We start from the raw sequence: 25,515 nt of genomic DNA on the forward strand, positions 1-25,515 counted from the left end.
AAAAGGGCGTCCGGAACTGTCCGGGCGCCCTTTTGCTGTCTTTGGTACCTATTGCCTTCGCGCAAGGGCGGCGCAGAGTTGCGCTTTGGGAGGACCCGATGCGCCTGCTTGCTGCGTTACCGCTTCTGCTTGTCATGACTCAGGCCGGTGCGGTGGAACCGCCCGCCGCAATACAGGGCAACTGGACCGTTGATCTGTCGGCCAATCCGGACGAGCCTTACACCAAACCGATGGTGCTGCAGTTGCAGGCCGATGGCACGGTCAAGGGCAGCTTCTACGAGAGCGAGATCCTCTCCGGACGCTGGAAGACCGACCGCGCGCGGACTTGCGTGAGCTTTCGCACCACCGATGGCGCGGGACCCTATCATACAGCAGCATGCCTGGTTGGCGATCACATCGAGGGCCAGACCTGGGCGGAGCACCGCAATTTCCTGTTCAACTGGAATGCGAAGCGCTGACGCTTATAGGCTGCAGGCCTCGGCCATGATTGCTGCGTTGAGCGTCTCGGGCTCGACCGGGGCGTATTGGTCGGCACTGTCGGCGGCAACGGCGTTGCGGGACAGTATTTCCCCGGATGTCGCATAGTCCGTTGCAGCGGCGATCAGCACGCGCCGCGCGGCGCAGTCATAACGAAACAGGATGATCTTGCGTCCGGTGGCCAGACCCGCGGCGGGGGCGAAGTCGAAACCTGCCCAGACCTGGCGGACGGCGAAGCTGCGACCGGCACTGGGCGGCAGTTCGCGTACCGATTCGGGCCGAACGAGCACTTCGGTGCGGTCCTCGGCCACGCCGATGACCTTCCAGTCGGCAGACCATCCTCTTGCTGCGATGTCTTCTGCCATTGCCCCGCCGGAGAAGCCGAGGAAGGCGAGAGGGAGCAGCAGGCTGCGGATGGAGGTCATCGGGTGGCTCCGGAGTGCGTCGGTTAAGGCGCTGATAACCATGCTTGCCGGGTGCGCCCAGCTAAGGGTTTGTCCTGAGTCCCGCGATGCGACAGCAGGCTAGTCGTCAGTTAACGCAGGCTCCCCCGCGCGGCCCTTGAAGCCTTGGGCGATGACGTACCACTCCGAGGAATCCTTGCGGCTCGATGGCGGCTTGGCGTGCTTCACGGTCGAGAAGTTCGTCTTGAGGATCTTGAGAAGTTCACCATCCGTGCCGCCGGCAAAGACCTTGGCTACGAACGCGCCGCCGGGCGCCAGTGTCTGAATGGCAAAGTCGACCGCCGTCTCGACCAGGCCCATCGTGCGCAAGTGGTCGGTCTGCTTGTGGCCGACGGTGTTGGCGGCCATATCGGAGATGACAAGGTCCGGCGGGCCGTCAAGCGCATCCTGGAGGGCTTGCGGCGCCTCGTCGGCCATGAAGTCCATCTCGAAGATCGTGACGCCTTCGATCGGCTCGGTCGGCAGGAGATCAATCCCGACGACCTTGGCCGCCGGTGACTTCTTGCGCACGACCTGGCTCCACCCGCCCGGAGCGATGCCGAGGTCGACAACGCGTTTCGAGCCCCTGAGAAGTCCGAACTTCTCATCGAGATCGATCAGCTTGAACGCGGCGCGGCTGCGCCAGCCTTCGGCCTTGGCCTGCTTCACGTATGGATCGTTCAACTGGCGCGACAGCCAGCGCACCGACGATGCTGATCGTCCCTTTGCGGTCTTGAGCCGCTCATTGGGGTTCTTTCCGGAACGACTCATGCTGCTTCCGTTCTTCTGGGTCCGCGCGGGTCGGCGCCTGTGGCCATAAGGCTGCGCAGGATGCCTTCGCGAATACCGCGATCTGCAATGCCAAGGCGCTCTGCCGGCCAGATGTCGAGGATTGATTCGAGGATTGCGCACCCGGCGACGACGAGGTCTGAGCGTTCGCGCCCGATACAGGGCACGGCAATGCGTTCGGACGGCGTCATGGTCGACAGACGGCGCGAGATGTCGCGCATCGAATCGGCCGGCACGATCAAGCCGTCGACCGCGCGGCGATCATATTGCGGCAGTTCGAGATGAAGCGATGCCAGCGTGGTCACGGTGCCGCTGGTGCCGAGCAGGCGGATGCTGCGTTCGCCCTGTGCCGCGTGCCGGATCGGCGTTACGCGCGCGGTGAAATCGGCAAAGCCTTCGTCCACACGGCGGCGCATCTCGGCATAGGCGACCGCGCGGGCGTGCGGATCGTCGGCGATTGCGCCGATGCTCTCGGTCAACGAGACGACGCCCCACGGGACGGACTGCCAATCGAGGATGCGGGGCACGGTTTCGCCGGTTTCGACCAGCACCATCTCGGTCGATCCTCCGCCGATGTCGAAGATCATCGCGGGGCCGTTGCCCTGTTCGAGCAGGATGTGGCAGCCCAGCACGGCGAGGCGCGCCTCTTCCTGCGCGGTGATGATGTTGAGGCGGATGCCGGTTTCGTTGCGGACGCGATCGATGAAGGCCTGGCCGTTGCTGGCACGGCGGCAGGCTTCGGTGGCGACCGAGCGGGCGAGATGCACGTTGCGCTTGCGCAGCTTATCGGCGCAGACGTGCAGGGCGCCGAGCGCACGGTCCATGGCCTCGTCGGAAAGGCGTCCGGTCTGTGCAAGTCCCTCGCCAAGGCGAACCACGCGGCTGAAGGCGTCGATCACCACGAAATGCTCGCCCGAGGGCCGGGCGATCAGGAGGCGGCAATTGTTCGTGCCAAGGTCGATCGCGGCATATGCCTGACGGTGATGGGGTAGCGGCTTCTGCCAGGTGCTTGCCCGCTCGAACGCAGGCGCTGCGGAAGGTTCCGCCACCACAGCCGGAGTTGCCGCGGCGATAGCCTCGTGTGTGCCGCCACCGCGTGTTGCGGGCGGACTGGTCTTGCCGGCCGACTTGGGTGGAGCGCCGCTCCCGGTCTTGCCGCGGGGCCGACGGGGCTTCTTCCTTTGCCCCTTCTTGCCGCCTGCCGTCTTGCCGTTGGCCGGCTGGCCGTCCGGTCGCGCGCCTTGCCCATTTGCCGGCGGAATTGAACCCGCCATGAATCGTATTCGCTTATGTTTTCCCGCGCCGCCTGATGCAGGCCGGGTACTTGGCCCCAATGCTAGCGATGTGCCGCCCCGGCTGCAAGACCGGCCCCAAAAATGCCCATCGAACCGCTTGACTTGGGCGCACTCGCCCCCTAGTTGCGCGCCTCACACTGCCCCGTCGTCTAATGGTAAGACTACGGATTCTGATTCCGTCTATCGAGGTTCGAATCCTCGCGGGGCATCCAACTCTTCAGATATTCTGCCTGCCACGAGCAGCCCCCAGGCACTCGCCAAGACGAAAATCTGCGCCTCGATGACCGAGGTGATCCCCCGAGCAGTCCTTGTCAGCCCCTGTTCGCCGAGCAGGCTGCCAATCCTGTCGACATCAAGCTGCATTCCTGAAACTCCCAGCTCAAGAGCGTGGAGCGAGCCTGCCAGCAGGATACCGCCAGACAGGAAGATAATGAGACCTGCCACCGCTCCCGCGCACAGGGCCGTGGCAAGCACGATACGTCGCGCCTTGCCGGCAAGCGCAGCCCACGCGGCAAGACCTGCAGCAGAGCCGAGAATTGCGCCCTCAAACGGTCCGGTTACGTAAAGGTCGGATACGCCGGACAGCAACCCCACGCCTTCCCGGCCCAAAAGGTTGCCCAGTGCGCCAATCGCAAGGCCCCCCAGTGCAGTGCCGGCCACGATCCACCAGTCGACATGCTGGCGCCAAACCAGTGTTGCAGCCATTCCAGCGCCAAGCCCTGCGCCGGCGAGAAGACCCAGAACGCCGATCATCGCCGACAGGATCAGCACCTGCCCGCCACCACCGATTCCCGCCACCATGCCGTAGAAAAGCCCCGCCGCCGCCCCTGCCGCGAGTCCTGACAGGGTGCAGGCAGCGGCAATACGCGAGGCCAAGGCCCGTGGTGCCCCGCTGGCTTGCCGGGGCAACGCGCCAATAAAGCGGTAACCATGTTTCGGCACCGTCTGGATGAAGCGAGGTTTGGCCGCGTTGTCCCCCAATGCGCGGCGCAGGGTCCGGATACATTGCGTCAGCGCCTCGTCTGTCACCGGGATGCCCTGCCAGACTTCGTCCATGAAGCTGTCCTTGGTCACCAGTTCGCCGCGCCGCGCAACCAGCAGCGCCAGCGCATCGAAATAGCGGCTGCCAAGCTCGACCGGTGCGCCGTGTTGCCGCAGTTGCCGGTTCTCGCAGTCGAGCTCGAAGTCTCCGAAGCGCAAAATTTGTGCGTGTCTTCCCATTGCGTCCGGGTCTGCTGCGATCCCGGGGCATTGGCAAGCACCTGGCGCGATATCGGCAATTGCTCATCTTTTCCTCATGCCTTTCAGACCGCGCCAACGCATCAACCGCCCCGGCAAATGCATAAGGAGGCCCGATCATGACCAATCCCCGTACTATACAGACTGCCATTGGCTGGCGGGTTGCCGGATGGGGCAGCCTCCTGGCACTGCTCCTGCTCCCCGCCTTGGCGATGCAGCTGACCCCGGAGGTGAACTGGACAGCCGGGGACTTCGTGTTCGCTGCGCTACTGCTCGGCTTCATCGGCACGGTATTCGAACTTGCGGCCCGATTCGCTCAGGCAGGCGCACAGCGCATCGGCTATATTCTTGCCGGCATTACAGCCTTCCTTACCGTCTGGTCGAACGCAGCCGTGGGCATCATTGGCGACGATGATGCCGTGAACGCGCTCTTTTTCCTCATGATTGTCATCGGGATAGTGCTGGCGGCGGCCTGCCGGTTCCAATCCCGCGCCATGCGCTGGATCGCGGTATCCTTGGCGGCGGGACAGTATGCCGCAGGTGTCGCCGCACTCCGCCTGATGCCCGGACACGCTGTCGAATGGGGCGTCCTGACGTTCTTTGCGCTGCTGTGGCTTGCAGTCGCCTGGTGCCATCATCGCGCAGATGGTGCCTAGCACCACGGCGTTATAAGCATGCGAATCGGCATCCCGCCGCAGCGCGATTTGCCCTGTGTGCGGCAATCTTTCATTGCACGGTTCGGGGGTTGCGCTTTCCCGTATGGTGACCGACCTATGTGCACATGACTGAAGAAGAAAAGCAGCACGAGCTGACCAAGCGCAAGTTCTACAAGGCCGAGCAGGAAGCCGGTTTCGTCGAGAACCACCCCAAGACCACTCCCCAGCAGCAGGACCCGGCCTATCGGCTGGCCTTCCGCGATACCGACTTCCTGCTGCGCGAGGAGCTGCGGCCGGTGCGGTTCCAGCTGGAACTGCTCAAGACCGAGATGCTGCTGGATGAAGCCGACATCGGATCGACTCTGGTGGTTTATGGCTCGGCCCGCATTCCATCGCCCGACGAGGCCGAAGCAGCGCTGGCAACGGCCACCACGCCCGAGCGCAAGGCCGTGATCGAGAGCCTCGTTGCCAAGGCCAAGTATTACGAGGAAGCGCGCAAGCTGGCTTTCACCGCCAGCAAGTGCGGGCTGGTGGAAGACGGCAAGCGCCAGTTCGTGATCTGCTCGGGCGGCGGGCCATCCATCATGGAGGCAGCCAATCGCGGGGCGCAGGATGCTGGCGCCGAATCAATCGGCCTGAACATCGTCCTGCCGCACGAGCAGGCGCCGAATGGCTATGTCACGCCGCACCTGTCGTTCCAGTTCCACTACTTCGCGCTGAGGAAGATGCATTTCCTGTTGCGCGCAAGGGCGGTGGCGGTGTTCCCCGGCGGGTTCGGCACCTTTGACGAGTTTTTCGAGCTGCTCACCCTGATCCAGACCGGCAAGATGAAGCCGATCCCGATCCTGCTGTTCGGTGGTGACTACTGGAACCGCGTGGTGAACTTCCGCGCGCTGGCAGAAGAGGGCGTGATCAACTTCGAGGACCTGGATCTGTTCATTCCGGTGGAGACGGCCGAGGAAGCGTGGGCGCATATCGTCAAGTTCTACGATCTGGACTGCTGACCCGATGATCCAGACCGCGCGGCTGCTGTTGCGACCCGTGCGCCCGCAGGAGGACCTTGCGGCGATGCACGGCATCATGCGTCAGCCGCGTGCCATGGCCTACTGGTCCACGCCGCCGCACGACAACGCGGCGGTGACGGCGGAATGGCTTGGCAACATGGCCGAAATTCCGCCGCTCGAGGGCGAGGACTTCATTGTCGAACATGAGGGCCGGGTGATCGGCAAGGCAGGGTTCTACCGCTTTCCTGACCTCGGCTACATGTTCGACCCGGAAGTCTGGGGTCAGGGCTTCGCACGCGAGGCGGTGGGCGCGGTGATCGCGCGCGGCTTTGCCGTCCATCACCTGCCGCGCATCCTTGCCGACGTCGATCCGCGCAACAAGGCTTCCACACGGCTGCTTGAACGGCTTGGTTTCGCCGAGACCCACCGCGCCACGCGGACGTGGCTGGTCGGCGAGGAGTGGTGCGACAGCGTCTACTTCGCGCTCACCCGCGAGGACTGGGATCAGCGCACCGCCTGATGGCCCAGCGGGCCGTGGCCCGCCCCGAAGCCGGGCGCGGCTAGCAAGGCGGCGCGGACGAACTCGCGCGCGTCCTCTACTGCTTCTTCAAGCGAGGCGCCACTGGCGAGCAGCGTGGCAATGGCGCTCGACATCGTGCAGCCGGTGCCGTGGGTGTGGCGCGTTTCGATGCGGGGCGCGGTCCACACGCGCTCGGGCTGGCCGGGCATGACCAAGCGATCGATCACTTCGGGTCCCTCGGCGTCACCGCCCTTGGCGATATAGGCAATGCCCCGCGCCTGCATCGCGGCATAACCACCGAGTGCTGCGAGTTCGGGGACGTTGGGTGTGGTCAGCGTGGCAAGGGCCATCAGGCGTTCGAAAGCGGCGATCGTCGCGGCATCGGCCAGCGCCGCACCGCTGGTGGCAATCATCACCGGGTCGAACACGATGGGCACGGACAGGCTCTCAAGCCGGCCTGCTACCACGGCGGCGATCTCGGGCGAGCCGAGCATGCCGATCTTGACGGCATCGACGCCCAGATCGTTCACGCAGGCATCGATCTGCGCGGCGACCATGGCGGGATCGACGGGGACGACGGCTTGGACGCCGGTGGTATCCTGCGCGGTCAGCGCGCAGATGGCGGTCATCGCGTAGCCGCCAAGCATGGTGATCGTCTTGATATCGGCCTGGATGCCGGCACCGCCGCCGGAGTCCGAGCCGGCGATCGACAGGACGCGTGGTGGCCTCATCCCTTGAACTTGCGCTCCGTCGAGGGCGGGTGTTTGGCGTGGAGCGCCTTGGCCCGCGTCGGACGGTCCATCAGTTCGCCGCCGCAGTTGGGGCAGCGATCGTCAAGCTCCTCGGCGCATTGCGCGCACCACGTGCATTCGAAGGAGCAGATGAAGGCGCCGGGCGCTTCGGCGGGAAGATCCGTGCCGCAGCGTTCGCAATCGGGGCGCATTTCCAGCATCAGGCAGCCTTCCTGACGGCATCGCAGATCTGGTCGACCACGGCCTCGACTTCGCCAGCATCGTCTCCCTCGGCCATGACCCGGATCACCGGTTCTGTGCCGGACGGGCGGATGACGAGGCGACCCTTGCCGAGCAGGCGGGCTTCGGCATCGGCGATCGCTTGTTGGACCGTCTTGTCATCCAACGGCTTGCCGCCGGCAAAGCGCACGTTCTTGAGCAATTGCGGGACAGGATCGAACTGGTGCAGCAGTTCGCTGGCAGGCTTGCCGCTTTCCACCAGCGCCGCCAGCACCTGCAGAGCGGCAACCGTGCCGTCACCGGTGGTGGCGTGGTCGGTCAGGATCATGTGGCCGGACTGTTCGCCGCCGACATTGAAGCCGCCCTCGCGCATGCGTTCAAGCACGTAGCGGTCTCCGACTGCGGTGCGTTCGAGCGTCAGGCCCTTGCCGCCGAGGCAGCGTTCGAGGCCGAGGTTCGACATGACGGTGGCGACCACGCCGCCACCGCGCAGCTCTCCGCGTGCGGCAAGCTGGGTGCCGATCAGCGCCATGATCTGGTCGCCGTCCACCGTCTGGCTCTTTTCGTCGACCACGATCAGGCGGTCGGCGTCGCCATCGAGGGCAATGCCGATGTCGGCGCGCACTTCGCGCACCTTGGCCTTGATCGCGTCGAGATGGGTGGAGCCGACGCCTGCATTGATGTTCTTGCCGTTGGGCTCGACACCCATGGCAATGACCTCGGCGCCGAGTTCCCATAGCGCCGAGGGTGTGACGTGGTAGGCCGCGCCGTTGGCGCAATCGATCACGATGCGCAGGCCATCGAGGCGGACGTTGTCAGGCAGGCTGGCCTTGACCGCGTGAATGTAGCGGCCCCGTGCGTCCTCGATGCGGCGGGCACGGCCGACTTGCGTCGCATCAGCCAGCGCCAGATCCTGCGCCAGCATGGCCTCGATCGCCAGTTCGGCGTCATCCGAAAGCTTGAAGCCGTCGGGCCCGAACAGCTTGATGCCATTGTCCTCGAACGGGTTGTGGCTGGCCGATATCATCACGCCGAGGTCGGCGCGCATGGAGCGCGTAAGCATGGCGACCGCGGGCGTCGGCATCGGGCCGAGCAGCACGACATCCATGCCCACCGAAGTGAACCCGGCGACCATCGCGCTTTCCATCATGTAGCCGGAAAGGCGCGTGTCCTTGCCGATGACGACACGATGGCGGTGGTCGCCGCGCTGGAAGTATGTGCCGGCAGCCTGCCCGACCTTCATTGCGGTCGCGGCGGTCATCACTCCGGCGTTAGTCCGGCCCCGGATACCGTCGGTGCCGAAGAACTTGCGTGCCATGAAACGGCGTTTCCCTTTTTTTCGTGCGCCCGATCCCGGGCGGCATGCGTTGCCTTGCCGTGCAACCTAGCTAGAGTTGTCTCAAGATGACCTTACCGCCTTCTGAAAATTCGTCCATCACGCAACCGCCGATCCCGACGATCCGCGCCGGCTGGATCTTTGCTGCGCTTGTCGGCGGGCTTGTGCTGGGCCTTGCACTGGCTTTTCTCGACCCGGCACTACTCGATCCCGTGCTGGTCGTGGCGCAACCCGTTGGCACGCTATGGCTCAACGCCTTGCGCGCGACGATCGTCCCGCTGGTGGTTTCGCTGCTGTTCACCGGCATTGCGCAGACGGTGGCGGCAGCCCGTGCGGGGGCGCTGGCACGACGGGCGTTGCTGTTCTTCTTCACGATCCTTGCAGGCGGCAGTGCCATGGCGGCACTGCTGATCCCGGCGATCCTTTCGGTCTTCCCGATGCCGACCGCCGCCGCCGCAGCTCTGCGGGCCAGCGTAGCGCAGATTCACGACAAGGCGACCGTGCCCGGCTTCGGCGCGTTCCTGCAATCGCTGGTGCCGACCAATGTGCTGCAATCGGCCGCCACCGACCAGATCCTGCCGGTCATCTTGTTTACCGCCGTATTCGGGCTAGGAGCCACGCGTCTCGCCGAAACGCAGCGCCGCTCGCTGGCCACTTTCTTCGAGGCTGTGGCCAACGCGATGCTGGTGGTGATCGGCTGGGTGCTGCTGGCGGCCCCCATCGGCGTGTTCTGCCTCAGCCTTTCGGTTGCAGCGCAAAGCGGGACTTCGGCCATCGGCGCGCTGGCGCACTACGTTCTGGTGGTGACGTCGGCCGGCACGGTGATCTTCCTTGCCGCATATGCCGTTGCCGTTTTTGGCGCGCGTCTGCGGCTGGGAGAGTTCGCGCGCGCTGTGTTACCGGCCCAGGCTCTGGCGTTGTCGACCCAGTCCTCTCTGGCAACGCTTCCCGCAATGCTGACGGTCTGCCGCAAGCTTGGCGTGCGGGATCAGACTTCGGATCTGGTGATGCCCTTGGCCGTGGCGCTGTTCCGCGCGACCGGGCCTGCGATGAACTTCGCCGTGGCGATCTACGTCGCGCACTGGTTCGGCATGCCGATCACGCCTTCGATGCTGGTTGCCGGCTTCGTGGTGGCGACGCTGACGACACTGGGCGCGGTCAGCCTGCCTGGCGCGATCAGCTTCGTGACCTCGATCGGTCCCATCTCCATCGCCATGGGCATACCGGTGGAGCCGCTTGCCATCCTCGTCGCCGTGGAGGTCCTGCCTGACCTCATGCGCACGCTGGGCAACGTGACCATGGACGTCGCAGTCACTGCTGCGGTCGACCGTGCCCACGGTGAACCTGCGCGTTAACTGCAACTGCTGTTTCAATAATTTCAACGGTCTTGAGGCGGGACGACGTCGCAACCAACGACTACTTCGCGCGTTGGTCTGCGACGCAGATTTCCAAGCAAGGACGTTGACTATCATGGCGATTACACTTCCCCCGCTTCCCTATGCCGACACTGCACTTGAGCCGAGCATCTCGGCAACCACGCTGCAGACCCACCACGGCAAGCACCACAAGGCCTACGTCGACAAGACCAACGCCGCGATCGAGGGCACGGACCTGGTGGACAAGAGCCTTGAGGAAATCGTCACCGCTGCCGAGGCAAAGGGCGACAAGGGCCTGTTCAACAACGCCGCGCAGAGCTGGAATCATGCGTTCTACTGGAACAGCCTGACCCCGACATCTTCAGAGCCGACCGGCGATCTGGCGGCGGCGATCGAAGGCAGCTTCGGCTCGCTCGATCGTCTGCGCGAGGAACTCGGCGCACAGGGCGCGGCGCACTTCGCGTCAGGCTGGGTCTGGCTCGTGGCACGCGGCGACAAGCTGATGGTCGAGCAGACGCATGACGCAGCGACCTTTGCCACCGGCGATGCCAAGCCGCTGCTGGTGATCGACCTGTGGGAGCACGCCTACTACCTCGACCACAAGAACCTGCGCCCCGAGTACCTCAAGGCCGTGATCGAGAAGCACCTGAACTGGGAGTTTGCCGCCGAGAACCTCGGCCGCGACGGCACCTGGACCTATCCGGCCTGATCTGGCTGGTACTGATCCGCTTCAGCCTGCCCGTTCTCATCCATTCCGGAGAGGCGGGCAGGTTCGAATAGAGCTTCGCCAAAAAGGAAGCCGACCAGGTTCGGCCTGCCGATATGGTCGAGCAGCGCGGCGATGGTCAGCAGGATCGGGACCGAGAGCAGTGCGCCGAGCACGCCCCAGATCCACGAGAAGTAGCTGATCGACAGCAGGATGGCGACGGGATTGACCGTGAAGCGCGCGCCGAGGATTGACGGGGTCAGCACGTTCGATTCAATAGCGTGAAGCGCGAGGTAGGCAAGCACCGGGACCAGACCCACCGCCACGCTGCTTGCCGTGCCAAGCCCTACCAGAGCCAGCAACCCCATCATGACCAGCGGCCCGAGGTAGGGCAGGAAATTGAGCACGAAGGCAAGGCCGCCCCACATGACCGGCGCGGCGAGGCCAAAGCCCCATGCCCCCAGCGCCACGACAGTGCCCACGCCGAAATTCACCTGAGCCACAGTGAGGATATAGCTCGCCACGCGCTCCTGCACGTCGCGCAGGACCCGTGCGAGGCGGACTGAGGCGTTGAAGGAATGGCGATCCAGCAGAATGCGCCGTTTCATGCGAATGCGCGATTCGATCATGAAGAAAGTCATAAGCAGGGTAAGCAGCGTCTCCAGGATGACGCTTGGCGTGGCAAAAGCCACCTGTTCGATGACTGAAGGGCTGGCCACCACCACTTCGCGCGTGGCCGAATGCCCCGTGATCCGGGCAAGCTGCCGGTTTACATCTGCGATCCATGAAAGGTTTCCGCGTAGTTCGGCAAACCGTCCGGCAACCTGCCGCGCCAAGGTCGGCACCTGATCCACCATCACGAAGGCGGGCTGCAGGATCAGGAGCAACGCCATCAATACGACAGCAACCAGCGCACAGATCGCGATGAAGGAGGCCAGCATGTTCGGCAGGCCGAGACGGGTCAGTCGGTCCGCCAGCGGGGACATTACGATCGTGAAGATCATCGCCGTCACCGGAGGCAGGAACACCACCGATCCGATCGAAAGCACGAACGGCAATGCGAGGAACAGTCCCAGCCCCAGCAAAAGCACGATCGCCGATTGCAGCCGCGCACGGCGGTCTGCAGGATCGTCGAGGTCCAGCGGACTTTCCAGCATGTCTGACGGTGGCTGATTCACGCAAATGGGCCTGACAGAGGTTTCAATGCTCCATCCACCGTTGTCAGGCGCTGATCAATAGCCTTGGCCGGTGTCGCGTGAATTTGCAGGAGAGTGTTGCTGCGGCAGCAGAGCAGCAGTTCGTCAGGACTGGCTGCCGGCGTGAACGGTTTGATCCAGCTCGGTCATGATGGCCGAGTGAGCCACGGCATCATCGGTGCTACGGCGCGGGATCTGCCCGTTCTCGATCATTTGCGACAGTGCTGCGCGGGCGCGGCCAACGCGGCTCTTGATCGTACCAACGGCGCACCCGCAGATCTGCGCGGCTTCTTCGTAACTGAAGCCGCCTGCGCCCACCAGCAGCAGTGCCTCGCGCCGTTCTGGCGGAAGCGTGAGCAAGGCGCGGTGCATGTCCGAAAGATGCATCGGGCCTTCCTGCGCGGCGGGGGCCACAAGGATCCGCTCTGCCACGGTTTCGTCATAATCGGCGCGGAAGCGGTTCCGGCGCATGTCGGTGAGGTAAGCGTTGCGAAGGATCACGAAAGTCCACGCACGCATCGACGTACCCGGCTCGAACCGCTCTTGCGCGGCCCAGGCTTTGAGCAGCGTTTCCTGCACAAGATCGTCAGCCAGGTCAGGCCGGCCGCAAAGACCGCGAGCGAATGCGCGCAGGTGGGGGATAACGCCGGTGAGTTCACGCTTGAACGTCACGGGGTCGCTGGCGGGGCGAGGCGTCTTGTCGATGTCAGCACCGGCAGCCTGCGGATCAGCTTCAGCCATTGGATGGATCGTCCAGCTTGTTCAGCAGATCGGCAAAGGTATCGGGCAGAGGTTCATCGAGCACCGAATCGTAAAGGCGCTTGAGCCCATCCGCCCATTCAGGCGGGCGCGTTTTTCCGCCCTTGCGGCGCTGCTGACCCGGATTCATTGGTTGTTCTTTCGACATTCGCTCTGTCAACGCCTCCCCCTCCAGGGAAAAATCCAAAATGAGACCGCAACGGCGCGGCAGATGCGCATTTGTGAGTGCATCGCGCCCGTTCATTGAAATGCATTCATCAGAAAGCCATCAAGGTAAACGGCAAAGCGCGATACGAGGTTTTGATGAGGAACGATATTCGCTCCTGTCGGTTCCCGACCTGATGCTCGCAGCGATCATTTCGCTTTGCGGGCTGTTGAGTGTACCGGGGGAAGCGGGTTTTTCGGTGAAACCTGCAGTGGAAGGGAAAACGGGCGCGCGGTGGAGAAATTGCTTGCCCAGAAAAAGCTGACGCCCAGATGGTACGAGCGTTTCCCCCGCGCCGTACCCGTCGGCATTTTCGGCCTGACCATGGCGGTAACAGTCCTCAGCGTCGCTGCTATCGAAACCGCCGAGGATCGTCGCCAGACCGCTACCACGGCGCAATTGGCGCAATCCGTCGCCTCGGGGCTGGAGCGGCGGTCCAACGCCAATGCTGCCTATCTGCGTTCGAGTGCCGCGCTATTTGCAACACAGCAGATGGTCGAGGCGCCCCTATTCCGGACCTTCATCCGCCAATTGCATCTCGATGGCCGATACGTCGGCTCCGAAGGGATCGGCTGGGCGATGAAGGTTAACCGCGCCGACATTCCGACGGTAGAAGCAATCATGCGAAGCGGAGGGTGGCAGGATTTCGCGATCAGGCCCAAGCCAGACGCGGAACGCCCTTTCGTCGTCCCGGTGATGTTCTTGGAGCCCGACACCCAGCGCAATCGACGCGCGATTGGCTTTGACATGTTTTCCGAGGCCACGCGGCGTGCGGCGATGAAGTCAGCCGAGCGTACTGGTCAGCCGACCGCGTCGGGCGCGGTGGTGCTGCAGCAGGAAGGTAAAGAAGCGCGCCACCAGGGCTTCCTCGTCTACATGCCGGTTTATACGCTCAACAGCGATCCCAATCCCCGCACGCTGCGCGGATATGTGTATTCTCCCTACAATGCCCAGCGTTTCCTCGAATCGTCCATCGACACGAACCACCTGGGCGGGGCTGGCGTGCGATTGTTCGATGAAGATGCATCGGGCAGAAGGCTCATGGCCGAGGTGGCGCCGGTTGGCGCATCAGGACGCATCATTCGTCAGGCACTCGACATAGCCGGGCATCGCTTCATTCTGGAGATCGAGGCACCGACAACGCCAATGCTTTCGATCATGTCGGTCATGTCGCTGCTGTTCGGCCTGCTTGTCGCTACCCTGCTTCTGGTCCTGGCCCGCCTGTTGACCCAGCAGGCCGTGGAAGACCGCATCGCTCTGGCGTGGTTCGAGCAGCAGTCTTCGATCCGCAACTCGTTGACGCGCGAGCTCAATCATCGCGTCAAGAATACACTGGCCAATGTGCTGTCGATCATCTCGCTGACGCGCCGCCGCGCCACGAGCCTGCCGGAATTTGCCGACAGCCTGGAAAAGCGTATTCGCGCGCTGTCCGCCACGCACGATCTGTTGACCCAGTCCGACTGGGGAACGACACCGGTCATGGCTGTCGTGAAGGCCGAACTCGCGCCCTATGCGCAAGACGTGCAGCGACATCTCAAAATTTCCGGTCCCGACGTGGAGCTCGCGCCGAACGACGCCTTGTCGCTGGGCCTTGCCATTCACGAACTGGCGACCAACGCGGCAAAGTACGGTGCGCTAAGCGTCGAGACGGGGCAAGTGTCCGTCACATGGGACATGGCCGGCGAAAACCTTGCGCGCATCGAATGGGTCGAGCGGGGAGGTCCTCCGATCGATACCACTGTCCGCCGCAAGCGCGGTTTCGGCACAGAATTGGTAGAAAAGATCGTCGCGCACGAATTGCGCAATCCGGTCGATCTGCAGTTCGAGGCCGAAGGTGTGCGCTGCAGCCTGCTTATTCCTGTCAGGCGGCGCGGCGACTTCGCCATACGACAAGGGCGCGGCTAACGCCGCGCCCTTAAGGCAATTCCCAGTTGGTAGCCCCTTAGAGCGGGCGACTCGAGCCGAAGAACAGCGCTTGGCTAATCGCGGTGCGCACCGTCTGTTCCTGGAATGGCTTGGTGATGAGGTAGGTCGGCTCCGGACGGTCGCCGGTAAGCAGACGCTCGGGGTAGGCGGTTATGAAGATGACCGGGACCGAACCGATGCGCAGGATGTCGTCCACGGCATCAAGCCCTGAACTGCCATCGGCCAGCTGGATGTCGGCCAGTACCAGTCCCGGCTGTTCGCGCTGGACAATCTCGACTGCCTGGGTCCGCGTTGCCGCCATGCCGCAGACATCGTGGCCGAGCGAGCGGACGAGATCCTCGAGCTGCATCGAGATGAGCGGTTCGTCTTCGATGATGAGCACCGACGTCGCCGATTCGCGGTCGATCTCGGCAACGGCATCCTGCACGAGCAGCTCTACGTCAGCCGGCTCGCGGCCCATGATGAAGGCCGCTTCCTCGATGCTGAAGTCTTCCAGCGTGGTCAACAGCAAGGCTTGGCGGTTGGCTGGAGTCATCGCCGCAAGCCGCTCCTGCGCGGCGGCTTCATGATCGCCGAGCATGCCGCTCGACCGGTCCACCGTGTCGACATAAGCCGTTGACCACACGCGGTTGAACGCATGATAGAGCTGCGGACGGCCTTCGCCGATCATCGCGCGCAGGGATTCGTCAGCAAGCGCCGCTTCCAGAGTTGCGCGCACGAACGAATCGCCCGCGCTCTGGCTTCCCGTCAATGCGCGAGCGTAGCGGCGCAGATAAGGGAGTTGATTGGCAACCTTGGCACCCAGAGTCATTCGTACCCCTTCCCGGATAGTAACGTGCGCTCAAACGCACCATAACGTCATCCGGTTCCCGATCGGGAACAAGAGGAAAATTACGTTATCCCGCCTGTGAGGCTGTTAGCTGCTGCAATGTGGTAACGACCCATTCCGCAAGAAGGTCCGGTGAAGTGGGCTTGCGGAACTGGATGGCAAATCCATGGCTGTCGGGCACCGATCCGGAATCCAGCCCGGAAGTGATGGCCACCGCACAGCCCGCTTCGTACAGGCGCGAAGCGAGATCGAGCGAGTTGCCGTCAGGAAGCTGCAGATCGAGCAGCGCCACTGCTGGCATGCCCTTGCCAACAAGGCGCGTTGCCGATTCGACAGTTGAGGCGACAGCGACCGTAAGCCCTCGTTCCATCAAGGAATCTTCAATAGCCATTGCGACCAGAAGGCTGTCTTCGACAACGAGGACAAGGTCTTGCCCGTGTCGCACGGCAGCGTCGTTTTTCGGTTCCATCCGGGAACCCTAGGGCACAACACGGGAACAAACCCTGTCTTTTGACATAGCAGTTCCGGCGAACAGGTGATGAAAGGCGTCGGGTATGGGCAGGGACGATGCAGACTACAGTGCCGGGCAGGACGCCGGCAGGGTGGTGCAGAATCAGAGTGGAGGAGGGGGCTACTTGGTGCTGAACGGAGGACAGCCATGTCTGGCTTGCCCACTGGCGAAATGTGAGGCGCTGCACCAGCCCCCGCCGGATGTCCGCAACTGGATTGCCGCGTTCCGCCATGGCGAAATGCGCTTCACCCGTGGCGAACAGGTCTTTGCGCAAGGAACGCGGCCGATGTTCCTCTATACCGTGCTCTCCGGGGTCCTGATGCGGACCCGCTTGCTTGAGGACGGCCGACGCCAGATCATCAACTTCGTGTTCCCGGGTGACTTCGTTGGCCTGCAGGCCGCACTCGATGCCGAGATGAGCCACACGGTCGAGGCGCTGACCAATGCCACCTTGTGCACATTCGCGCGCGAGAGGTTCTTCGATCTTGTTGCCCAGCAGCCCCGGCTGTCATTCGATCTGACCTGGCTTGCCGCCCACGAGGAGGCCGCGCTCGAGGAGCATCTGGTGTCGCTGGGCCAGCGCAATGCGCGGGAGCGGATGGCCGCACTGGCAGTGTTCCTGGTCCAGCGCGGCATCGATACTGGCATTGCACCCGGTGGCGTCCTGGCCCTAACCGTCACCCAGGGACAGATTGCCGATATGCTGGGACTGTCGTTGGTTCACACCAACCGCACCCTGCAAACCCTGAGGCGCATGGGGCTGGTGGATTGGACCCTTTCGACCATCAGCGTTCCCGATATCGCCGCGGCAAAAGCCTACGCAAAGATCGATGGCAGCACATTTTCTTCGCGGCCTTACATCTAAGCCTTGATTCCAAAGGATAAAAATTTTTGCGAGAGCTTGGAACCGCCTTCCGGGATGCTCGTTTAGGGTATGTCACCGCCGAGACCCCCCCTCCCGTCCAAGCGGCTGGTGATACGATCCCGAAAGGTCCCCGATGGAAACGTCGGGGACCTTTTTTTGGCTGATCGGCCCCGGCTGCGCTCCCCGCGCGGCTGGGGCTTTTGGTCTGGAGGGCTGTTGGAACAGCGGCAGTTGTGCCACTCGGTTGGCTCTACTGCCCGGACAGCGCCTGACGGAGACGCCCGAACAGGCCGGACGAGCGTTCCTTCTCGATCATCGCGATCAGGACGTCGGTGCAGAATGGCTTGGGCAGGACCTTGCCCAAACCTGCCGCAGTGGCAGGTATCGCCGCGGGCGTTGCGGTGGTGAACAGGATCAGCGGGGGGCTTTCGCCAAGCTGGGTCGCCAGTTCCGCAAGCGCCCAGCCATCATCCCGGTCCGCAAGATGCACGTCGAGCACCATGAGGGCCGGGATTGCTTTTTCGAGTTCGGCCATCGCCTCGGCGACGCTGGCGCAAGTTGTGACCGATCTGGCCCCGGCCTCGGCCAAGGCTTCGGCAATGTCCAGGGCAACCAGGCCATCGTCCTCGACGATCAGCGCGGGCCCCAGTGCACGCAAGGGTCTGCGACGACCTCGTGTCCCCTCTCCTTGCGCTGTCGTCCGCACTTTTGCTTGCACCCCTGAATGGCCTGTTTAGCAGAACGTCATGCTCTGGACGGCGTTCCGCCCGGTCGTCCTACGTGATGCGCTGACGGGCGCAATCAGGCCAGTGGCTTGTCGTAGATCACGTAAGTCTTGTTGACGTGGCTGTCGATTGCCTCGGCAATGGCGTTCATCCCTTGGTTGTCGTCTAGGATCCAGCCGATCTCCCCGCGCGACGCGCCATATTCCCGGACCGAGTTGAGGCGGATCGCCTCGATCATCATGAAAGCCAGCTGGCTGGCCAAGCGCGAGGCCTGCAGGCGCTTGCGCACGCCCATCAGCGGCACGCGCATCGTGCGCACGCGCGGCTTGCGCAGCCACAGCAGCAGCTTGGCCCAGTTGAACGGGAACAGCTTGCCACCCATCGGCTTGAGCACTTCGTTGAGATCGGGCAGCGTCATCATGAAGGCCACCGGCTCGCCCTCGTACTCGGCGATCATGATCAGGTCTTCGCGCACGATCGGCTTGAACTTCTTGCCGGCGTACTTGATCTCCGTGTCGGTGAAGGGGACAAAGCCCCAGTTGTCCGACCAGGCATCGTTGAGGATGTCGAGGATCAGCGCCGCTTCTGCATCGAACTTCGACTTGTCGACATTGCGGATGCGGATCTTGGCGTTCTTCTCGCCCGACTGGACGATCCGCTGGATCAGCGGCGGAAAGCCCTTGGTGATGTCGAGCTCATAGGTGTTGAGCGTCTTGGCCGGTTGATAGCCCAGGGCCTTGATATAATCGTCATAGCGCTGTGGCTGGTGGCCCATCATCACCGTCGGCGGATGGTCAAAGCCCATCGTCAACTGGCCCGGCTCTTCCCAGATCGACATTGACAAAGGCGCAAGCACGCGGGTCATGCCCTTTTCGCGCAGCCAGCCTTCAGCGCGGCCGATCAGTGCCTGTGCGACGGCTTGGTCCTCGGCTTCGAGGAGGCCCCAATTCCCGGTGCCCGGGCCCATGCCCTGCGCGGGATCCATGGCGATGGCCAGATGATCGATGTGGGCGGAGATGCGGCCCACCACCACATTTTCCCGGCGAGCGAGGAAAAGCTGCACGTCGGCATGTTCGAAGAACGGGTTTTTGCCGGGCGTGATCAACTCCTCGGCTTCCATCCGCAGCGGCGGCACCCAGTTCGGATCATTGGCATTGAGGCGATATGCGAGGTCGACGAAGGCCTTTCGGTCAGCCTTGCCGGAAACCGGTGTGATGATTACTTCGCCTTGAGCCACGATCTTGCCTTTGTTTGCGGATATGGGGTCGTCGTCGATGGGACTGCGGTCCTGACCGGCGCATTGTCAAGCCGCAGGGCGCGGTGTGGGGACGCCCAGAGGCTATTGCTTGGTGCAAAAAGCCGGCCTGAGCCGGCAGATACGGGTCATACTGGAATTTGTGGCATGATTGCGACCGATACGCTTGAAACTCCCCGCGACGTGGCTGCTGCCGGTGTCGAAGCTCCGAAGCTTCCCCGCGGCCTTGCCGGAACGCCCGACGACAAGGAAATGCTCCGCTCCGCCGTCGAACTGACGCGCGACATCGCGACCGCGCGACCCGAAATCTACTGGCCCGACATGCTGGGGTCAGCCGCGCTTGGCTATGCCGCGCTGGCCGGCGCCATCCTGATCGGCAACCCGCTGGTTGCCGCGCTTTCCGGCGTGGTCGCTGCGCTGGCGCTCTACCGCGCGCTGTTGTTCATCCATGAACTCACCCACATCCACAAGAACGCACTGCCGGGCTTCCGCTTTGCGTGGAACCTGCTGGTCGGCATCCCGATGCTGACACCCTCGCTCATGTACGAAGGCGTCCACACGCTGCATCATGCGCGCACGCGCTATGGCACGGTCGAGGACCCTGAGTACTTGCCGCTCGCACTGATGAAGCCGTGGTCGCTGCCTCTGTTCGCGCTGGTTGCTCTGCTGTTGCCGATTGGCCTGCTGATCCGCTCGGCGATTCTGGTGCCGCTGGGCGCGGTTCTCCCGCCACTTCGTCGCCTGGTCTGGGAGCGTGCCTCGGCGCTATCGATCAACCCGGAATTTCGCCGCCGTCCCCCTGAAGGCGAATTCGCGCGGCAGGTGTTCTGGCAGGAGCTGGGGGCATCGGCCTGGGCGCTGTTCGTCTTGTGGTGGAGCGCCACGCACTCGTGGCGCCCGCTGCTGATCGGCATAGCGGTAATTTCCCTCACCGCGTTGCTCAACCAGATCCGTACGCTGGTCGCTCATCTGTGGGAGAACGAGGGCGAGGCGATGACCGTGACCGGCCAGTACCTCGATTCAGTCAACGTGCCGCCGCCCGCATGGCTGGCGCCGCTGTGGGCACCGGTCGGCCTGCGCTACCACGCGCTGCACCATTTGCTGCCCTCAATGCCCTATCACTCGCTGGCCGAAGCGCACCGCCGTATCGTGGCGCACCTCGGCACAGGCTCGACGTACGAGAAGGGCAACTACAACGGCCTGCTGCCGCTCGTCGGCAGGCTGGCGCGCAGTACAATGATGCCGCGCTGATGGGAAGGGCCGCGCTGCCTCAGGCAGTGCGGCGGTTCCACGGCATCAGGGCAAGCAACTTGGCCATGCCGCACCAGCCGGTTGCCCCGGCTATGAACAGGCCCGCCCCGACGAAAGCAGAAAGCGCGACGAAGCCCTGCGCCACGGTGAGCGACAGCACCACGCCTGCGAGGATCAGCAGCCCGGCGATCATCTGGACCTGCCGCATGATCTCGAGCGGTGCCTTGGCGTCGGTCTTCACTGGCAGACCAGCCGCACGCCAGCCGTCAATGCCACCTTCGAGAAGGTAGCCGGGACAGCCGGACGCGGCGGCGAGCCGTTCGGCATTGGCACCTGTGCGCATGCCTGAACGGCAATGCCAGATCACCGCGGGGTGGCCTGATACTGGTTCCAGAGCCGCAAGCGGCATGTTGGCCGCGCCAGGGATGCTCTGCCGGCGATGTTCGTCGGCGTCGCGGATGTCGATGAGCCGGGCGCCCTCGTCGAGCAGCGCCTTGGCTTGGGCAGGGGTGATGGTTGGAAGCGTCATGGCCTCCATATATTAGATATGACGAAAATTAGCAATATCTAATTTTAAGATCTATTCCTCGGTGCGGATCAGCACCGTCTCGCCGATGAGGAAGAACAGGACGAAGGGCGCCCACGCGGCCAGCAGCGGCGGGTAAGCGCCGAAATTGCCCATGGCCAGGGCCGCGTTATCGAACACGAAGTAGGCAAAGCCCAGCGCCATGCCGATCACCGCGCGCACGAAGAGGTGCCCCGATCGGGCCAGGCCGAATGCAGCCACGGCACCGAGCAAAGGCATGAGCAGCGCCGAAAGCGGCCCCGAAAGCTTGTGCCACCACTTGCCGTCAAGCTCGGTGGTGCGGAAGCCTGCCTCGCGGATCGCGGCGAGCGAACCCGATAGCTGTGTCAGCGATTCCGCATCGGCGTCGACCCGGCTGATCGTGACCTGGACCGGCTCCACCGTCTTGGCGAAGATCTCGTCGCGGCCGATCGGCGTCTTGCGGGCACTCTGCACATCGAACACCACGGGATCGCGGAACTTCCAGCCGGGATTGGCATAGGCTGCCGAGGGCGAAGTGACGATTTCGGTCACCATGCCGGTGGGGTCGCGGCGATACCAGCTGACCCCATCCATCCGCATCGCCTTGCCTTCGCCGGCAACCGAGCGGGCGAAGAGGATGTTCGGGCCGTCCTGCAGCCAGACATTCGACTTGATCGCCGATTCCTGCGGAATGGGCCCGTATTCCACGTTCTGCCAGGCTTTGAGCGTAGCAGTGGACCGCGTGACAATGCGTTCGTTGAAACCGAAGGTCACCGCTGAGGTGACCGCCGCAACGAGAAACAGGGGTGCCAGAACCTGATGCGCGGACAGCCCCGCCGCCTTCATCGCAATGACCTCGCTGTTCTGGTTCAGCGTCATCAACGTGATGATCGTGGCCAGCAGCACGGAATAGGGCAGAAACCGGCTGATCAGCTGCGGCATGCGCAACGAAACATATGTCAGCAGCTCGCCCTGCCCATTGCCCGGCGCCGCCAGCACCTTGCCGCTTTCGCTCAGCAGGTCCAGCATCTGCAGCACCAGCACCAGCATCAGCAGCACGGCAACGATCCGCACTGCAAACATCTTGGCAATGTAGGTTGCCAGGGTTCGCGAAGGGAAGAATTCAAGCTGCATGGGCGGCGTCTTCCTCGGCAACGGCAGGCTCGTCGCGCAACCGCTTGCGCTCGAACAGCTTGCGGATCGAACGCGAAACCTTGGCAAATCCGGTTTCGAGCGCACCAATCGGCTGGCCGCCGGGAACGTAGGCGATCTTCCAGTACATCCACAGGATTAGCGCCGAAAAGACCACGAACGGCCCCCACAGGGCCAACACGGGGTCGATCCTTCCAAGGCTGGCCACGTCCTGCCCATACTGGTTGACCTTGTGATAGGCCACGACCAGCACGATCGACAGGAACACGCCCAGCGCCGAGGTCGAGCGCTTGGGCGGAACCGCCAGCGCCACCGCGAGTAGCGGCAGCAGGAACATCATCACCACCTCGACCAGCCGGTAGTTCAAGCTCGCCTTCGACTGGTTGCGGATCTCCTCTGAATAGCGGTCATTCCAGCCGATCTGCAGCAGTTCAGGGAGGAAATACTCGCGGTCGGCGTCACCGCGCTGGCGGAACTGCTCGATCTTCGGGAGGTCGATCGGAAGGTCGTGGCTGGCGAAAGTCAGCACGCGGGGCGAGGTGATGCCGGGGCCGTCCTGCACGATCTGGCCATCGGTCAGGCGCAGGATCACCGTATCCGGGCTTTCCTTGTTGGCAAAGAAGCGCCCCTCCCGCGCCGAAATCACCATGACCTGCCCGTTCGCAGTCTGCAGGCGAGCGAAGATGCCGCGCAAATCGCGGCCCTCGTCCCGGCTCGAATCGACTCGCAGGGCCGTGCGATCCTGCAGCGAATTGAATTCGCCCACCTTGATTGATGCGCCCAGGGCGCCCGAGCGCAGTTCGAACTGAAGCTGTTCGTAGTAATAGCGCGAAAGCGGCTGAAGGTAGCTGACGATCAGCAGGTTGAGCGCAGCAAGCCCGATTGCGAACATGTAGGGCACGCGCAGCAGGCGGGTATAGGACAGGCCGACCGCGCGCATCACGTCGAGTTCCGAACTTGTCGCCAGCTTGCGGAATGCGAACAGAATGCCCAGCATCAGGCCGAGCGGAATGGCGAGGCTGGCATATTCCGGCAGCAGGTTCGCCAGCATCTTGAACACAACGCTTACCGGTCCGCCCTCGGTCGCCACGAAGTCGAACAGCTTCAGCATCTTGTCGAGGATGAGCAGCGACGCGGCGAGCACGAACACCGAAAGCATCGGCACGAACACGAGCCGGGCAATGTAGCGGTCGGTGGCGGTGAGGAACTTCACGTGGCGGGTGCTGGCGTCTTTTCGTGGATTGATCTTCGGCGGGGTCTTGGCTGTCCCCGGGTGGCTGCCGACAGGTTAACCGGCCATGAGTGTCTGGGAGTTAGCGCTTCCCAAGGCCCGGGGGAAGGAAAAACCGGAACAACTTTCGCTCATAATAACGAAAGTTATGGATGTGACTGGTCTAAAGTCATAGTAATAAACCGGGTGCCAGTGAGAGAGAGGTCGAAGATGTCGCATGAGCAAACCGGTAATGCCTGGTTCGCGGGCTTTTCTGGCGGTCAAACCGATCCGGAAAGGTTGAGCGCGCTGGCACGCTGGTGCGAACAACTCGCACCCACGGAACAGCGCAAGGGATTCGAGAAGATTCTCGGCGAGATCGCTTCGCCGCAAACCGAAGACGAAGGCGGGCGGCTGAGTGCCGCGTTCGACTGGATCGGGGTACTGGCGGATTCCGGCGCGTTCGAATCTGCAGCCGTGGCGTTGATTCCGCGTGATGCCATCTTCACGGGCGGGCGCCTCAAGGACGGCTCGTTCGTCGCGCAGGTGATTCTCGATGGCGGCATCGGCGCGCACTCGCGTGAGGCGCAAAGTCTGGCAATGGCATGGATTGCGGCGCTCCTGCGCGCGTTCGCCCGCCAGGCAGTGGAATCGGGTGCCTTGACGGCGCACTGATGAGAATTGCGATCTGGCGCCTTGCGTCAGGTCAGCAGCGATTTCACGCCTTTTCCAGCGTGCACTGCAGCGGGTGCTGGTTCTGCCGGGCGAAATCCATCACCTGGTTCACCTTGGTCTCGGCGATTTCGTACGGATAGACGCCGCAGACGCCCACGCCGCGCTGATGGACATGCAGCATGACGCGCGTGGCTTGCTCCAGGTCCATGTGGAAGAAGCGCTTGAGCACCATAACCACGAATTCCATCGGGGTGTAGTCATCGTTAAGCATCAGCACCTTGAACTGGCTGGGCTTCTTTGGCTTGGCGCGGGTCTTGGTGGCGATGCCGACCTGATCGTCTCCTCCGGGACCACGTGTGTCGTCGCCCTCTGCACAGCGCAGCGGAACGGACAGGTCCGGTTGGTCGAAAGGTTCGGCTCTCATGATGGCTTGAATATCGCACTCACCGGCCCGCTTCACAAGGGGCACGAAGGGGATGGTGCCAAGAGGGTGGCGAATTGTTGCGCCGATACGACAACCCGACAGCATCAGAACGACAAAAGGGCCGGCGGGATACCCGACCGGCCCTTCATGTCTTGGCTGGCAGCGCGGAAGGCGCTGCCGGTCAGGCTCAAGCGGCCTTCTTGATCTTTTCAACCGCGAGGCTGACGCGGGTCGAGATCGGCTGGAAGGCTTCGTTGGCCAGCTTCAGCATGGCTTCGCTGTTCTTCGAGCTGGCGGCAACCGCAGCGTCGAAGTTCTTGCGGAGCAGGGCCGACTGCTTTTCGAAGAATTCGGTGGGCGACTTGACCGTGGTCAGTTCCTTGACGTCGGCAGTCATCGCTTCGAAGACCGACTTGGTCTCGGCGACGTAACCCTTGGTCATTTCCTGCAGGCCAGTGGTCAGGATCTTGGTCGATTCGACCATGGCTTCGACGTTGCCCTTGGCGAACTCGCCGGCATCGCCAAACGCGGCCTTGGCCTTGTCCTGTGCGTCCTTGAACGCAGCGGTCATCTTTTCGGTCATTTCGGTGGGGGTAGCCATTGCGAACAGTTCCTTTCTGGGCGCCGCATTCTTGAGGGCGGCGCTTGTTTTCTTCACGCTTGGAATGGCGGTGAAAGGACGCTTGGCTGCGGGCTTCACCGCGGCCGTCGGAGCGGCCACCACGGGTGGCTTGGCCGGACGGGCCTTGGGGGCAGGCTTGGGAGCCTGACGGACGGGCTTTGCCTTTGCGACCCTGGGCTTGCGCGCCTTGGGTGCAACGGGCTCGGCCACTGCAGGGGCTTCGATCGGAGCGGCAACAGCCTCCGCCACCGGGGCGGCGACGGGCTTGGCCTTGCGCGGCCGCGAAGCCTTGGGCTTTTCGGCTGCAACCGGCTCAACAGCTTCGATCTCGGCAGTTTCGGTCACGGCTTCGGGAGCGTCGGTCAGCGCGACGGGAGCATCCACCACGGGGGCGGAGGTTTCCGGGCTTTCCTTCGTTTCTTCAACCATCTTGGCGACTCCTGCTTTGCGCATGGGCGGTAGGAACCGCCTCTTGCTGCACTGCACAAAATAGGAGTCGACTGGAAAATGTCAAGAAAATTGTGCGCTGCACAAATTCCATATTGGACCAA

At 63.3% G+C, this 25,515-nt stretch carries 29 protein-coding genes, 1 tRNA gene and 1 pseudogene; 11 read left to right on the top strand and 20 right to left on the bottom strand.

Annotated elements, in window-relative coordinates; all coding sequences use genetic code 11:
- The first annotated feature begins 98 nt into the window (after positions 1-98).
- Positions 99-458 carry a hypothetical protein gene (locus tag ACZ1JY_RS12045; protein ID WP_205525245.1) on the top strand — a complete coding sequence of 120 codons (360 nt, stop codon included), beginning with the start codon at positions 99-101 and terminating at the stop codon, positions 456-458.
- A 3-nt stretch (positions 459-461) separates the two neighbouring features.
- Here the strand turns inward: ACZ1JY_RS12045 and ACZ1JY_RS12050 are convergent, their stop codons facing one another.
- The 3 genes from ACZ1JY_RS12050 to ACZ1JY_RS12060 all read right to left on the bottom strand — a co-directional run bounded on the left by ACZ1JY_RS12050 (position 462) and on the right by ACZ1JY_RS12060 (position 2,983).
- The gene (locus ACZ1JY_RS12050; RefSeq protein WP_168905504.1) at positions 462-902 is read right to left on the bottom strand and encodes a surface-adhesin E family protein; all 441 of its coding nucleotides are present in this window, start codon (positions 900-902) and stop codon (positions 462-464) included.
- 99 nt (positions 903-1,001) lie between these two features.
- Positions 1,002-1,691, bottom strand: a complete 690-nt coding sequence (locus tag ACZ1JY_RS12055; protein WP_168905503.1) for an RlmE family RNA methyltransferase — start codon at positions 1,689-1,691, stop codon at positions 1,002-1,004.
- Complete coding sequence (locus ACZ1JY_RS12060) at positions 1,688-2,983, bottom strand: Ppx/GppA phosphatase family protein (protein WP_465129425.1); 1,296 nt, start codon at positions 2,981-2,983, stop codon at positions 1,688-1,690. The genes ACZ1JY_RS12055 and ACZ1JY_RS12060 overlap by 4 nt, the downstream gene beginning before the upstream one ends.
- A gap of 159 nt (positions 2,984-3,142) precedes the next feature.
- Between ACZ1JY_RS12060 and ACZ1JY_RS12065 the strand changes: the two genes are divergently transcribed.
- A tRNA-Gln gene (locus ACZ1JY_RS12065) sits at positions 3,143-3,216 on the top strand.
- On the opposite strand, the gene ACZ1JY_RS12070 is transcribed toward ACZ1JY_RS12065, so the two are convergent.
- Positions 3,185-4,225 (bottom strand): winged helix-turn-helix domain-containing protein, encoded by a 1,041-nt coding sequence (locus ACZ1JY_RS12070; protein WP_465129426.1) that lies wholly within the window; start codon positions 4,223-4,225, stop codon positions 3,185-3,187. The two genes, ACZ1JY_RS12065 and ACZ1JY_RS12070, sit on opposite strands and share 32 nt — an antisense overlap.
- A gap of 137 nt (positions 4,226-4,362) precedes the next feature.
- Between ACZ1JY_RS12070 and ACZ1JY_RS12075 the strand changes: the two genes are divergently transcribed.
- The 3 genes from ACZ1JY_RS12075 to ACZ1JY_RS12085 all read left to right on the top strand — a co-directional run bounded on the left by ACZ1JY_RS12075 (position 4,363) and on the right by ACZ1JY_RS12085 (position 6,423).
- A complete protein-coding gene (locus ACZ1JY_RS12075; RefSeq protein ID WP_465129427.1) occupies positions 4,363-4,899 on the top strand; it encodes a hypothetical protein in 537 nt (178 codons plus the stop codon).
- A 125-nt stretch (positions 4,900-5,024) separates the two neighbouring features.
- Entirely contained in the window at positions 5,025-5,903 is an 879-nt protein-coding gene (locus ACZ1JY_RS12080) for an LOG family protein (RefSeq protein ID WP_465129428.1), read from the top strand.
- A gap of 4 nt (positions 5,904-5,907) precedes the next feature.
- Complete coding sequence (locus ACZ1JY_RS12085) at positions 5,908-6,423, top strand: GNAT family N-acetyltransferase (RefSeq protein WP_465129429.1); 516 nt, start codon at positions 5,908-5,910, stop codon at positions 6,421-6,423.
- Here ACZ1JY_RS12085 and thiD read toward each other — a convergent pair.
- The 3 genes from thiD to glmM are packed head-to-tail and all read right to left on the bottom strand — an operon-like array spanning position 6,408 to position 8,712.
- Complete coding sequence (gene thiD, locus ACZ1JY_RS12090) at positions 6,408-7,154, bottom strand: bifunctional hydroxymethylpyrimidine kinase/phosphomethylpyrimidine kinase (protein WP_465129430.1); 747 nt, start codon at positions 7,152-7,154, stop codon at positions 6,408-6,410. The two genes, ACZ1JY_RS12085 and thiD, sit on opposite strands and share 16 nt — an antisense overlap.
- Positions 7,151-7,375: a DUF1272 domain-containing protein gene (locus tag ACZ1JY_RS12095; protein ID WP_118072542.1), complete on the bottom strand. Its 225-nt coding sequence runs from the start codon at positions 7,373-7,375 to the stop codon at positions 7,151-7,153. The genes thiD and ACZ1JY_RS12095 overlap by 4 nt, the downstream gene beginning before the upstream one ends.
- The gene (gene glmM, locus ACZ1JY_RS12100; RefSeq protein WP_168905497.1) at positions 7,375-8,712 is read right to left on the bottom strand and encodes a phosphoglucosamine mutase; all 1,338 of its coding nucleotides are present in this window, start codon (positions 8,710-8,712) and stop codon (positions 7,375-7,377) included. The genes ACZ1JY_RS12095 and glmM overlap by 1 nt, the downstream gene beginning before the upstream one ends.
- Positions 8,713-8,798: 86 nt before the next feature.
- Between glmM and ACZ1JY_RS12105 the strand changes: the two genes are divergently transcribed.
- Both ACZ1JY_RS12105 and ACZ1JY_RS12110 read left to right on the top strand, forming a co-directional pair.
- Entirely contained in the window at positions 8,799-10,085 is a 1,287-nt protein-coding gene (locus tag ACZ1JY_RS12105; RefSeq protein ID WP_465129431.1) for a dicarboxylate/amino acid:cation symporter, read from the top strand.
- Between the two features lie 115 nt (positions 10,086-10,200).
- Positions 10,201-10,815: a superoxide dismutase gene (locus ACZ1JY_RS12110; RefSeq protein ID WP_465129432.1), complete on the top strand. Its 615-nt coding sequence runs from the start codon at positions 10,201-10,203 to the stop codon at positions 10,813-10,815.
- Here the strand turns inward: ACZ1JY_RS12110 and ACZ1JY_RS12115 are convergent.
- The 3 genes from ACZ1JY_RS12115 to ACZ1JY_RS12125 form a co-directional block, all read right to left on the bottom strand.
- Positions 10,803-11,990, bottom strand: a complete 1,188-nt coding sequence (locus ACZ1JY_RS12115; RefSeq protein ID WP_465129433.1) for an AI-2E family transporter — start codon at positions 11,988-11,990, stop codon at positions 10,803-10,805. The two genes, ACZ1JY_RS12110 and ACZ1JY_RS12115, sit on opposite strands and share 13 nt — an antisense overlap.
- A gap of 123 nt (positions 11,991-12,113) precedes the next feature.
- Complete coding sequence (locus ACZ1JY_RS12120) at positions 12,114-12,749, bottom strand: sigma-70 family RNA polymerase sigma factor (RefSeq protein ID WP_465129434.1); 636 nt, start codon at positions 12,747-12,749, stop codon at positions 12,114-12,116.
- A complete protein-coding gene (locus ACZ1JY_RS12125; protein WP_465129435.1) occupies positions 12,742-13,011 on the bottom strand; it encodes a NepR family anti-sigma factor in 270 nt (89 codons plus the stop codon). The genes ACZ1JY_RS12120 and ACZ1JY_RS12125 overlap by 8 nt, the downstream gene beginning before the upstream one ends.
- A 195-nt stretch (positions 13,012-13,206) precedes the next feature.
- Between ACZ1JY_RS12125 and ACZ1JY_RS12130 the strand changes: the two genes are divergently transcribed.
- Positions 13,207-14,877: a CHASE domain-containing protein gene (locus ACZ1JY_RS12130; protein ID WP_465129436.1), complete on the top strand. Its 1,671-nt coding sequence runs from the start codon at positions 13,207-13,209 to the stop codon at positions 14,875-14,877.
- A 37-nt stretch (positions 14,878-14,914) separates the two neighbouring features.
- Here the strand turns inward: ACZ1JY_RS12130 and ACZ1JY_RS12135 are convergent, their stop codons facing one another.
- Positions 14,915-15,709, bottom strand: a complete 795-nt coding sequence (locus ACZ1JY_RS12135; protein ID WP_118072537.1) for a response regulator — start codon at positions 15,707-15,709, stop codon at positions 14,915-14,917.
- Between the two features lie 85 nt (positions 15,710-15,794).
- Positions 15,795-16,196 (bottom strand): response regulator, encoded by a 402-nt coding sequence (locus tag ACZ1JY_RS12140; RefSeq protein WP_465129437.1) that lies wholly within the window; start codon positions 16,194-16,196, stop codon positions 15,795-15,797.
- 169 nt (positions 16,197-16,365) lie between these two features.
- Between ACZ1JY_RS12140 and ACZ1JY_RS12145 the strand changes: the two genes are divergently transcribed.
- Positions 16,366-17,103: a Crp/Fnr family transcriptional regulator gene (locus ACZ1JY_RS12145; protein ID WP_465130908.1), complete on the top strand. Its 738-nt coding sequence runs from the start codon at positions 16,366-16,368 to the stop codon at positions 17,101-17,103.
- Between the two features lie 250 nt (positions 17,104-17,353).
- Here ACZ1JY_RS12145 and ACZ1JY_RS12150 read toward each other — a convergent pair whose 3' ends face one another.
- On the bottom strand, positions 17,354-17,761 hold the full coding sequence (locus ACZ1JY_RS12150) for a response regulator (protein WP_162895885.1): 408 nt from the start codon (positions 17,759-17,761) through the stop codon (positions 17,354-17,356).
- Positions 17,762-17,904: 143 nt separating this feature from the next.
- The gene (locus ACZ1JY_RS12155; RefSeq protein WP_118072533.1) at positions 17,905-19,065 is read right to left on the bottom strand and encodes an N-acetyltransferase; all 1,161 of its coding nucleotides are present in this window, start codon (positions 19,063-19,065) and stop codon (positions 17,905-17,907) included.
- 165 nt (positions 19,066-19,230) lie between these two features.
- On the opposite strand from ACZ1JY_RS12155, the gene ACZ1JY_RS12160 reads away from it, so the two are divergent.
- Positions 19,231-20,334 (top strand): fatty acid desaturase family protein, encoded by a 1,104-nt coding sequence (locus tag ACZ1JY_RS12160; protein WP_465129438.1) that lies wholly within the window; start codon positions 19,231-19,233, stop codon positions 20,332-20,334.
- Positions 20,335-20,353: 19 nt separating this feature from the next.
- Here ACZ1JY_RS12160 and ACZ1JY_RS12165 read toward each other — a convergent pair whose 3' ends face one another.
- From ACZ1JY_RS12165 to lptF, 4 genes and pseudogenes are all read right to left on the bottom strand, one after another.
- Complete coding sequence (locus ACZ1JY_RS12165) at positions 20,354-20,542, bottom strand: YgaP family membrane protein (RefSeq protein WP_465130909.1); 189 nt, start codon at positions 20,540-20,542, stop codon at positions 20,354-20,356.
- Positions 20,543-20,596: 54 nt separating this feature from the next.
- Positions 20,597-20,872: pseudogene (locus tag ACZ1JY_RS12170) on the bottom strand (rhodanese-like domain-containing protein); the annotation flags it as partial.
- Positions 20,873-20,914: 42 nt separating this feature from the next.
- Positions 20,915-22,015 (bottom strand): LPS export ABC transporter permease LptG, encoded by a 1,101-nt coding sequence (gene lptG, locus ACZ1JY_RS12175; RefSeq protein ID WP_465129439.1) that lies wholly within the window; start codon positions 22,013-22,015, stop codon positions 20,915-20,917.
- A complete protein-coding gene (gene lptF / locus ACZ1JY_RS12180; RefSeq protein WP_465129440.1) occupies positions 22,005-23,246 on the bottom strand; it encodes an LPS export ABC transporter permease LptF in 1,242 nt (413 codons plus the stop codon). The genes lptG and lptF overlap by 11 nt, the downstream gene beginning before the upstream one ends.
- Positions 23,247-23,474: 228 nt before the next feature.
- On the opposite strand from lptF, the gene ACZ1JY_RS12185 reads away from it, so the two are divergent.
- The gene (locus tag ACZ1JY_RS12185; protein WP_465129441.1) at positions 23,475-23,918 is read left to right on the top strand and encodes a hypothetical protein; all 444 of its coding nucleotides are present in this window, start codon (positions 23,475-23,477) and stop codon (positions 23,916-23,918) included.
- Positions 23,919-23,961: 43 nt separating this feature from the next.
- Here ACZ1JY_RS12185 and clpS read toward each other — a convergent pair whose 3' ends face one another.
- Entirely contained in the window at positions 23,962-24,342 is a 381-nt protein-coding gene (gene clpS / locus ACZ1JY_RS12190) for an ATP-dependent Clp protease adapter ClpS (protein WP_230487749.1), read from the bottom strand.
- Positions 24,343-24,529: 187 nt separating this feature from the next.
- Positions 24,530-25,393 (bottom strand): TIGR01841 family phasin, encoded by an 864-nt coding sequence (locus ACZ1JY_RS12195; RefSeq protein ID WP_118074555.1) that lies wholly within the window; start codon positions 25,391-25,393, stop codon positions 24,530-24,532.
- Positions 25,394-25,515 lie beyond the last annotated feature (122 nt).

The sequence above is a fragment of the Novosphingobium sp. BL-A-41-Hi4B-X5A genome (assembly GCF_055521705.1).

Coding starts and splice junctions, on each gene's coding strand:
- ACZ1JY_RS12045 (WP_205525245.1), top strand. CDS start 99: ATGCGCCTGCTTGCTGCGTTACCGCTTCTGCTTGTCATGACTCAGGCC.
- ACZ1JY_RS12050 (WP_168905504.1), bottom strand. CDS start 902: ATGACCTCCATCCGCAGCCTGCTGCTCCCTCTCGCCTTCCTCGGCTTC.
- ACZ1JY_RS12055 (WP_168905503.1), bottom strand. CDS start 1,691: ATGAGTCGTTCCGGAAAGAACCCCAATGAGCGGCTCAAGACCGCAAAG.
- ACZ1JY_RS12060 (WP_465129425.1), bottom strand. CDS start 2,983: ATGGCGGGTTCAATTCCGCCGGCAAATGGGCAAGGCGCGCGACCGGAC.
- ACZ1JY_RS12070 (WP_465129426.1), bottom strand. CDS start 4,225: ATGGGAAGACACGCACAAATTTTGCGCTTCGGAGACTTCGAGCTCGAC.
- ACZ1JY_RS12075 (WP_465129427.1), top strand. CDS start 4,363: ATGACCAATCCCCGTACTATACAGACTGCCATTGGCTGGCGGGTTGCC.
- ACZ1JY_RS12080 (WP_465129428.1), top strand. CDS start 5,025: ATGACTGAAGAAGAAAAGCAGCACGAGCTGACCAAGCGCAAGTTCTAC.
- ACZ1JY_RS12085 (WP_465129429.1), top strand. CDS start 5,908: ATGATCCAGACCGCGCGGCTGCTGTTGCGACCCGTGCGCCCGCAGGAG.
- thiD (WP_465129430.1), bottom strand. CDS start 7,154: ATGAGGCCACCACGCGTCCTGTCGATCGCCGGCTCGGACTCCGGCGGC.
- ACZ1JY_RS12095 (WP_118072542.1), bottom strand. CDS start 7,375: ATGCTGGAAATGCGCCCCGATTGCGAACGCTGCGGCACGGATCTTCCC.
- glmM (WP_168905497.1), bottom strand. CDS start 8,712: ATGGCACGCAAGTTCTTCGGCACCGACGGTATCCGGGGCCGGACTAAC.
- ACZ1JY_RS12105 (WP_465129431.1), top strand. CDS start 8,799: ATGACCTTACCGCCTTCTGAAAATTCGTCCATCACGCAACCGCCGATC.
- ACZ1JY_RS12110 (WP_465129432.1), top strand. CDS start 10,201: ATGGCGATTACACTTCCCCCGCTTCCCTATGCCGACACTGCACTTGAG.
- ACZ1JY_RS12120 (WP_465129434.1), bottom strand. CDS start 12,749: ATGGCTGAAGCTGATCCGCAGGCTGCCGGTGCTGACATCGACAAGACG.
- ACZ1JY_RS12125 (WP_465129435.1), bottom strand. CDS start 13,011: ATGAACGGGCGCGATGCACTCACAAATGCGCATCTGCCGCGCCGTTGC.
- ACZ1JY_RS12135 (WP_118072537.1), bottom strand. CDS start 15,709: ATGACTCTGGGTGCCAAGGTTGCCAATCAACTCCCTTATCTGCGCCGC.
- ACZ1JY_RS12140 (WP_465129437.1), bottom strand. CDS start 16,196: ATGGAACCGAAAAACGACGCTGCCGTGCGACACGGGCAAGACCTTGTC.
- ACZ1JY_RS12160 (WP_465129438.1), top strand. CDS start 19,231: ATGATTGCGACCGATACGCTTGAAACTCCCCGCGACGTGGCTGCTGCC.
- ACZ1JY_RS12165 (WP_465130909.1), bottom strand. CDS start 20,542: ATGCGGCAGGTCCAGATGATCGCCGGGCTGCTGATCCTCGCAGGCGTG.
- lptG (WP_465129439.1), bottom strand. CDS start 22,015: ATGCAGCTTGAATTCTTCCCTTCGCGAACCCTGGCAACCTACATTGCC.
- ACZ1JY_RS12185 (WP_465129441.1), top strand. CDS start 23,475: ATGTCGCATGAGCAAACCGGTAATGCCTGGTTCGCGGGCTTTTCTGGC.
- clpS (WP_230487749.1), bottom strand. CDS start 24,342: ATGAGAGCCGAACCTTTCGACCAACCGGACCTGTCCGTTCCGCTGCGC.
- ACZ1JY_RS12195 (WP_118074555.1), bottom strand. CDS start 25,393: ATGGTTGAAGAAACGAAGGAAAGCCCGGAAACCTCCGCCCCCGTGGTG.